At 66.3% G+C, this 7450-nt stretch carries 5 protein-coding genes; 1 reads left to right on the forward strand and 4 read right to left on the reverse strand.

Going from position 1 to position 7450, the window contains the following annotated elements; all coding sequences use genetic code 11:
- Positions 1-93: 93 nt before the first annotated feature.
- Together ACTHLF_RS19755 and ACTHLF_RS19760 are read right to left on the reverse strand one after the other, a co-directional pair.
- Positions 94-915 (reverse strand): DUF3014 domain-containing protein, encoded by an 822-nt coding sequence (locus tag ACTHLF_RS19755; RefSeq protein WP_440329709.1) that lies wholly within the window; start codon positions 913-915, stop codon positions 94-96.
- Positions 916-998: 83 nt separating this feature from the next.
- Positions 999-2162 (reverse strand): site-2 protease family protein, encoded by a 1164-nt coding sequence (locus ACTHLF_RS19760; protein WP_440329711.1) that lies wholly within the window; start codon positions 2160-2162, stop codon positions 999-1001.
- Positions 2163-2331: 169 nt separating this feature from the next.
- Here ACTHLF_RS19760 and ACTHLF_RS19765 point away from each other — a divergent pair, with 169 nt between their 5' ends.
- The gene (locus ACTHLF_RS19765) at positions 2332-2739 is read left to right on the forward strand and encodes an ExbD/TolR family protein (RefSeq protein WP_440329713.1); all 408 of its coding nucleotides are present in this window, start codon (positions 2332-2334) and stop codon (positions 2737-2739) included.
- 102 nt (positions 2740-2841) lie between these two features.
- On the opposite strand, the gene ACTHLF_RS19770 is transcribed toward ACTHLF_RS19765, so the two are convergent.
- Both ACTHLF_RS19770 and ACTHLF_RS19775 read right to left on the reverse strand, forming a co-directional pair.
- Complete coding sequence (locus ACTHLF_RS19770) at positions 2842-6294, reverse strand: methylmalonyl-CoA mutase family protein (protein ID WP_440329715.1); 3453 nt, start codon at positions 6292-6294, stop codon at positions 2842-2844.
- A 204-nt stretch (positions 6295-6498) separates the two neighbouring features.
- Positions 6499-7407 carry an alpha/beta hydrolase gene (locus ACTHLF_RS19775; protein ID WP_440329716.1) on the reverse strand — a complete coding sequence of 303 codons (909 nt, stop codon included), beginning with the start codon at positions 7405-7407 and terminating at the stop codon, positions 6499-6501.
- Between the last annotated feature and the right edge of the window lie 43 nt (positions 7408-7450).

Below are 7450 nucleotides of genomic sequence, written 5' to 3' on the forward strand. Positions count from 1 at the left end.
CCAATACTAAACCACTGCGCCGGTCCGCGGCGGGTGGCGGGGTTGGGGTGCGTCCCCCCACCCCCCCCGCCCCACCCCCGCTCCCACACGATGTTACTTAGCGCCCTGCGGCGCGTCGGCAACAATGGCCTCGCGTAGCCCACGCAACTTCGCCTTGAGCTTAGCCTCGTTATCCGCACCCACGCGGATCATGAACGTCTGCCCCACCGCGAGCTGCTCGTAGGCGGGGTTGGCGTACACGTAACCGACCTTCTCCGGAAGCAACTGCAGCGAGCCCCTCGGCTCCGGCGCGGCGAGCAGGTGGTCGATCACTTCGATCAGGCGATCATTGAAGTAGCCATTGGTGCCGAGGTCGCGGTAGGCCGCCTGGAACAGCGGGTAATTGCGCTTGTACCAGGCAGCGGCGGCCTTGGGGTTCACGTGGTCAGCCACGTACATGTAGGTATCGTAGCGCTCGAGGTTCTTCTTCGACTCAACGAACATGCCGTCGTCGGACTGGACCTGGAAGCGGCCGGTGGGCGTGCGCATGGGTAGGATGTTCATGCCGATGGTCTGCTTCGGCAGCGCATCGATGGTCGAGACCATGCGCGACACGATCGCATCCGGGCGCAGCAGGGTCTTGAGCGCGCCATCGCTGGTCAGCGCCAGCAGGCCGGCCATGATCTCGTCATCGCTCTGGTCGAGCGCCGGCAACGATGCCGTGGAGGAACTGGCGGGGTTGATCGGATGCTGGGGGAGCGCCGCATCGTGGACGGACGCCGAGGGCAACGCCGACGACGCGGCCGCGACCGGCTGGGGCGGCTGAGCGGCGTCATGCGCCTGTTTCTCGCGGTAGAGGAACACGCCACCCAAACCCACGATGGCGACGACCAACACGCCCGCCAACCACTTCGAACCCGACGACTGACTGCTCAAAACAAGGCACTCCGGTGAATCCAGCCCCCATGGGACTACGAATCAGCCGGTTGGTTCAAGGTGAGCGGGTCAGGTGCGCTTCATCAGCCGTGCGCTGCCGGGCCAGCAAATCCCGCATCCGCCCGGATTCGCGGCGTGGCAGCCAGGGCGGCGCAGATGCGGCGCGTGCTTTCCTGGGCCGAGACGTCCGCGCTGTCACCGGCGAGAGCCATGGCATCGATCGTTGCCACGGCCACCGCGTTGAAATCGTCGTCCAGCCACGCGACGACGGCGCGGCAGCGCGACGCCAGAGACGGCGTAGTCCAACGCGAGGCGCGCATCGAGGCCTTATCAGGTAGTAGCGATGCATCGCGCTCATGGATCGCCGTTGCGAACGCAATCTCGCGACGTACCTGGGCCGTGAATTCGGTGAACAGTGAACGCCGTTGCTTGTCGTCGGGAATGGCCGCACGCCAGGCGTCGAGGCGGCCGGCACCGGCCTGCCAGTCGCCGCGCAGCAGGTCGCCCATCACATCGCACCATACGGCGTGCATCGGGCTCATCCGGTGCAGCGCAGCGGCTTCATCCGGGGCCAACGCGTCGAGCTGCGTACCCCACATGATGCGCGACAGCGCGCGCGTGGCGAGTAGCTGGGTCGTCGTCGGCGGGTGTCGCCACCAGCGCCAGGCCAGCAGCCCGTCCGAATCCATGCCGCGATGGAACGGGACGATGTTTACCAGTGGAAATGCCGCGCCGCAGAGGCAGGCGGCGAACCACAGGCGTGCATGGGTGGACGGTGCCGTGACAACGCCGATTAGCAACGGCACCGCCAGGAGCAGGTTAGCGACGACGCCACCCACCGCGAAACGCATGAACGCCGGGCGCCATGGCTGATCCGGATCCGGCAGGGCCGTGACCGAGCCCGCGGCGGCGCCGGGCGATCGCTTCCACCGCACTTTCCAACCGCGTCGTCGCGGCGCGATCTGCAGCGGACCGATCCGCACCAGGACAACCCGCATGCCACCCATCCTGGCGGCCACGTAATGCCCTGCTTCGTGAACGATGACGGCGAGCCCCAGAACGCCGAGTGTGACAAACCAGGTCGGGAACCAGGGCCTGATGACGACCTGGATGAGCATGGCCACGGCCGAAAGGCAAAAGGCGTTGATCCTGACGATCCCCTTGCCCAGGGAAAGCACCACGCGGTGCGGCTGCCACGCCACCCCAGCGCTCGCGCCCGAGGGCACGTTCGTATCACTCCCAGCCATCCCATGGTCCCCTTGAGTGCGCGCGCCTGCATCGCGCGACCATCCGAAGATCATGCACCCGCCCGGGCCCTTGCGGGAAGTCCCCACGGTCACGGCATAGTCGGGTCGCCGGGCATCCCCCTTGTCGCCCGGCATCAGGGCTCATCCACACCCAGACGCAGGAGGAAGTATGGCTTTCTCTACCAAGGTCGAGTCGTCCCCGATCGCCGGCATCAACGTCACCCCGCTCGTCGACGTGCTGCTGGTGCTGCTCATCATCTTCATGATTTCGGCGCCGGTCATCGCGCACAAGAACCGGGTAGACCTGCCCGCGAATTCGTCGTCGGACCTTCTACCTGATCCTCTACGGGTCACCGTGGATCCCGGTGGCATGGTCTTTCTTAACGGCACGCTGGTCAGCGATGCCACCCTCGCCGGGCAGCTCGACATCGCCGCCAGCCAGGGCCTGGACGACGCCTCGCGCATCCCGCACGTGGAACTCCATGCGAGGGATGAAGCTTCGTACGAGGACGTGGCACGCGTGCTAGCCCTTGTGAAGGCGCACGGGGTAAAGGGAATCGACTTCGCGTCAGACTGACTGGCTGTGGGAGCGCGCTCGCGCGCGATCGCGCGCAAGCGCGCTCCCACGCGGTCAAAGCGCCACGACAAAAAAAGGCCCGCCGGGTGGCGGGCCTTGGGGTTACATGTTGCGGCGGTATTCGCCGCCCACGTCGTACAGCGCGTGGCTGATCTGGCCGAGGCTGTTGTGCTTGACGGCGTCCATCAGCTGTTCGAAGACGTTTCGGCGGTCGCGGGCGGTGTTCTGCAGGGTGCGCAGGCTGTCGGGGGCGAGGCCGTTGCGGGCGTTGCCGTAGCGCTGGACGTTGTCGATCTGCTGGCCCTTCTCTTCCGGCGTGGAGCGGATGAGCTCGATCTCGGTAGCGATCTCGCCACCGTGGTCCTTCGGGAGGAAAGTGTTGACGCCGATGAGCGGAAGCGAGCCGTCGTGCTTCTTGTGCTCGTAGTACATCGACTCTTCCTGGATCTTGCCGCGCTGGTACATCGTGTCCATGGCGCCGAGCACGCCGCCGCGCTCGCTTATCGCCTCGAACTCCTTGTACACGGCTTCTTCGACCAGGTCGGTCAGCTCATCGACGATGAAGCTGCCCTGCCACGGGTTCTCGTTGAAGTTGAGGCCGAGCTCGCGGTTGATGATCAGCTGGATCGCCACCGCGCGGCGCACGCTTTCCTCGGTCGGCGTGGTGATCGCTTCGTCGTAGGCATTGGTGTGCAGGCTGTTGCAGTTGTCGAACAGCGCGTACAGCGCCTGCAGCGTCGTGCGGCTAGCGTTGTAGTGGATGTCCTGCGCGTGCAGCGAGCGGCCCGCGGTCTGGATGTGGTACTTCAGCATCTGGCTGCGCGCGCTGGCGCCGTAGCGCTCGCGCATGGCGCGGGCCCAGATGCGGCGGGCGACGCGGCCGATGACCGTGTACTCCGGGTCCATGCCGTTCGAGAAGAAGAACGACAGGTTCGGCGCGAAGTCGTCGATCTTCATGCCACGGGCGAGGTAATACTCGACGATGGTGAAGCCGTTCGACAGGGTGAAGGCCAGCTGGCTGATCGGGTTCGCGCCGGCTTCGGCGATGTGGTAACCCGAAATCGACACCGAGTAGAAATTGCGGACCTTGTGGTCGACGAAGTACTGCTGGATATCGCCCATCATGCGCAGGGCGAACTCCGTGCTGAAGATGCAGGTGTTCTGCGCCTGGTCTTCCTTCAGGATGTCGGCCTGCACCGTGCCGCGCACGGTGGCGAGCGTGTAGGTCTTGATCCGCTCGTAGGTCGCGTCATCGACCACTTCCTCGCCCGAGACACCGAGCAGACCGAGGCCGAGGCCGTCGTTACCGGCCGGCAGCTCACCGTGGTAGCGCGGACGGTTGCCATCCGGGTAGAGCTGCGCGATGCGGGCGTTCACCGCCTCCCAGCGCGAGGGCTCCTCGTTCAGGTACTTCTCGATGTTCTGGTCGATCGCCGTGTTCATGAACATCGCAAGGATGATCGGCGCCGGGCCATTGATCGTCATCGACACCGAGGTGCTCGGCGCGGAAAGGTCGAAGCCGGAATACAGCTTCTTCATGTCGTCGAGCGTTGCGATGGATACGCCGGAATTACCGATCTTGCCGTAGATGTCCGGGCGCGGCGCCGGGTCTTCGCCGTACAGCGTGACCGAATCGAACGCGGTGGAGAGGCGCGCGGCGGCGCCACCCAGCGACAGGTAATGGAAGCGGCGATTGGTGCGCTCCGGTGTGCCCTCGCCCGCGAACATGCGGGTCGGGTCCTCGCCAGCGCGACGGTACGGGAACACGCCGCCGGTGTACGGGTAGTAACCCGGCAGGTTCTCGCGCATCAGGAACGAGAGCTGTTCGCCCCAGCCCTTCGTCTTGGGCGGCGAGACCTTGGGGATCTTCTGGTGGCTGAGCGACTCGCGGTAGTTCTCGACGCGGATCACCTTGTCGCGCACCGTGTACTCGTTGTACTCCGCGGTGACGGAAGCAAAGCGCACCGGCCACTCGCGCAGCAGGTTGATCGCCTCGCTCGAGAGCTCGCGCACGGCGGTGTTGTAGCGCTGGCGAAGCACGGCGAGCGAGCGGTCGCCCTCCACGCTGAGCTGCTCGTGGTCGTAAAGATCGAACGCGCGCGGCAGCTTCTCGTCGCCGATGTCCTTCAGCGATTCGTAGTAGTGCTGGGCCTTGGCGGCCGCTTCGGCCTGCTTTGCGATCGAAGCATTGACGCCACGGCCCTGCTCCGCGATCTCGGCCAGGTAGCGCACGCGGCTGCCCGGGATGAGCACCGTGGCGCGCGGCTCACGCAGGCTGGTGTCGAGGTCCGGCGTCCAGCCCTCGCCCGGCAGCGCAAGCTTCTCGCGCAGCAGGCGACACAGGTTGTCGAACATCCAGGTGACGCCCGGGTCATTGAACTGGCTGGCGATGGTCGGATAGACCGGCACCTTGTCGTCAGCCAGGTTGAACGCGGTGCGGTTGCGCTTCCACTGCTTGCGCACGTCGCGCAGCGCATCTTCGGCGCCGCGTTTGTCGAACTTGTTCAGCACCACGAGCTCGGCGAAGTCGAGCATGTCGATCTTCTCGAGCTGGCTGGCGGCGCCGTATTCGCTGGTCATCACGTAGACAGGGAAATCGACGAGATCGACGATCTCCGAATCGCTCTGGCCGATACCGGCGGTTTCGACGATGACGAGGTCGTACGCCTGGGCCTTCAGGAAATCGATGCAATCGTGCAGCACCACCGAGGTCGCGGCGTGCTGGCGGCGCGTGGCCATGGAGCGCATGTAGACACGGTGGCTGCGCAGCGAGTTCATGCGAATGCGATCGCCCAGCAATGCGCCACCGCTGCGACGACGGGTCGGATCGACGGCGAGCACGGCGATGCGCATCTGCGGGAACGCATGCAGGAAACGCAACAGCAGCTCATCCACGACCGACGACTTACCTGCGCCACCGGTCCCGGTGAGGCCGAGCACCGGCGGCTTGCCGCCGGCGAGCTTCCATTCCTTGCGCAGGCGCTCGAGTTCGGCAGCCGGCAAGCTGTCTTCCTCGATGGCCGAGAGCATGCCGCCGATCGAGATCTCGTCTTCGATCGAGGTGGCTTCCGGGACCGCTTCCGCGCGCGCCTGCTGTGCGCTGCGGGTGCGGGTCATCACGTCTTCGATCATCTCGACGAGGCCGAGCTTCATGCCGTCGTTGGGGTGATAGATGCGCTCGACGCCGTAGGCCTGGAGTTCGCGGATTTCTTCGGGGGTGATCGTGCCGCCACCACCACCGAACACGCGCACGTGGCCCGCGCCGCGCTCGCGCAGCATGTCGACCATGTACTTGAAGTATTCGACGTGGCCACCCTGGTACGACGACAGCGCGATGGCGTCCGCGTCTTCCTGCAGCGCGGCGCGCACGACGTCTTCCACCGAGCGGTTATGCCCCAGGTGGATCACTTCGGCGCCCTGGCTCTGGATGATGCGGCGCATGATGTTGATCGCGGCATCGTGGCCATCGAACAGGCTCGCTGCCGTGACGAAGCGCAACGGCGTCGCCTCCGCGTCGGTGCTGCTGGCGGGGATGTGCTTGGGCTGCGAGCTCATGGAAACTCCGGGGTAGAACCAATGCGGGTGGGGAACCCGCCGATTCTACCGCCGGGGCTGGCGGGGGCTCTGACGCGGTGCAGCGTAAACGCGCGCCCACCGTAGGAGCCCACCCTGTGGGCGACGGCTTTTCGCGAGGGAGCCGCAGGGGTTTGCACGCCACCGAGAAAGATGTCGCCCACAGGGTGGGCTCCTACGGCTGGATCAGCTGAAATCGGTGCCGGAGAGGAAGGCCAGGGCGGCGGTCTGGACGCACTCGTCGTCGACGATGCGGCGGTGGCCGAGGCGGCGGGTCTTCAGCAGCGTGCTGTTCGGCCACAGGCTGGCGTAAAGCTCGCCCTCTTCCACCGGCACATCGCGGTCGAAGAAATCGTGGACGATCAGCGCCGGTTGCGTCCGTTTCGGCGCATGGTGGCGGATGTGCAGCTCGTCGATCGCCACGCCCGTACGCCTCGCCAGCGTGGTGTGCAACGAGGGACGCAGGTGCTGCGCAAGCCGGACGAAGCGGGCGAAACGCGACGTGGCGGCTTCTGGATCAGCGGCCGGTGCGATCAGGACCACGCGCTTCGCCGTCCAGCCATCATCCAGCGCGAGGGTGACCGCGGCGCCGCCGAGGGAATGGGCGATGACACCCTCCGCATCGCCGTAGTGCCGGCCGATCGCCGTCACCGTTCGCACGAAGTCGGGCAAGGTGCAGAGATCGCCGCCGCTGTGGCCGTGCGCCGGCTGGTCGAACGCCACGGCCGCCCAACCCTTCGCAAGAAGATGCGGCGCCCAGCTTTCCCAGCGCAGCCCGAGGCTGGACCAGCCGTGGGCCAGCAACACGTAAGGCTGGGTCGCGGGATCGCCCCATACATACGTCGCGATCTTCTCGCCATCGACATCGACGCTTTCGCGCCGCGCGGTCATCGTGGCCAGCGCCAGGGTGGCGCGCTCACGGCTGCTGGGGAGTGGCGTCTGGAACACGCGCGCCGCGTGCGCCACGGTACGGCCTGGCGCGAGCCGGCTGCCGAAGCGGTAGGCGAAGCGGAGGCCGAGCAGCGTCGCGACGGTGCGGGCGCCAAAGCGGCGGGCGGGTTTCATGGTGGCGGCGCGGTTCTGGTAGGTCTGCATCACGGGGTTTGTGCAGCCTCAGGCTGCCAAGGTTCCCTTTGGA

It is taken from the genome of Luteibacter sp. (assembly GCF_051958795.1).
GTDB lineage: Bacteria > Pseudomonadota > Gammaproteobacteria > Xanthomonadales > Rhodanobacteraceae > Luteibacter.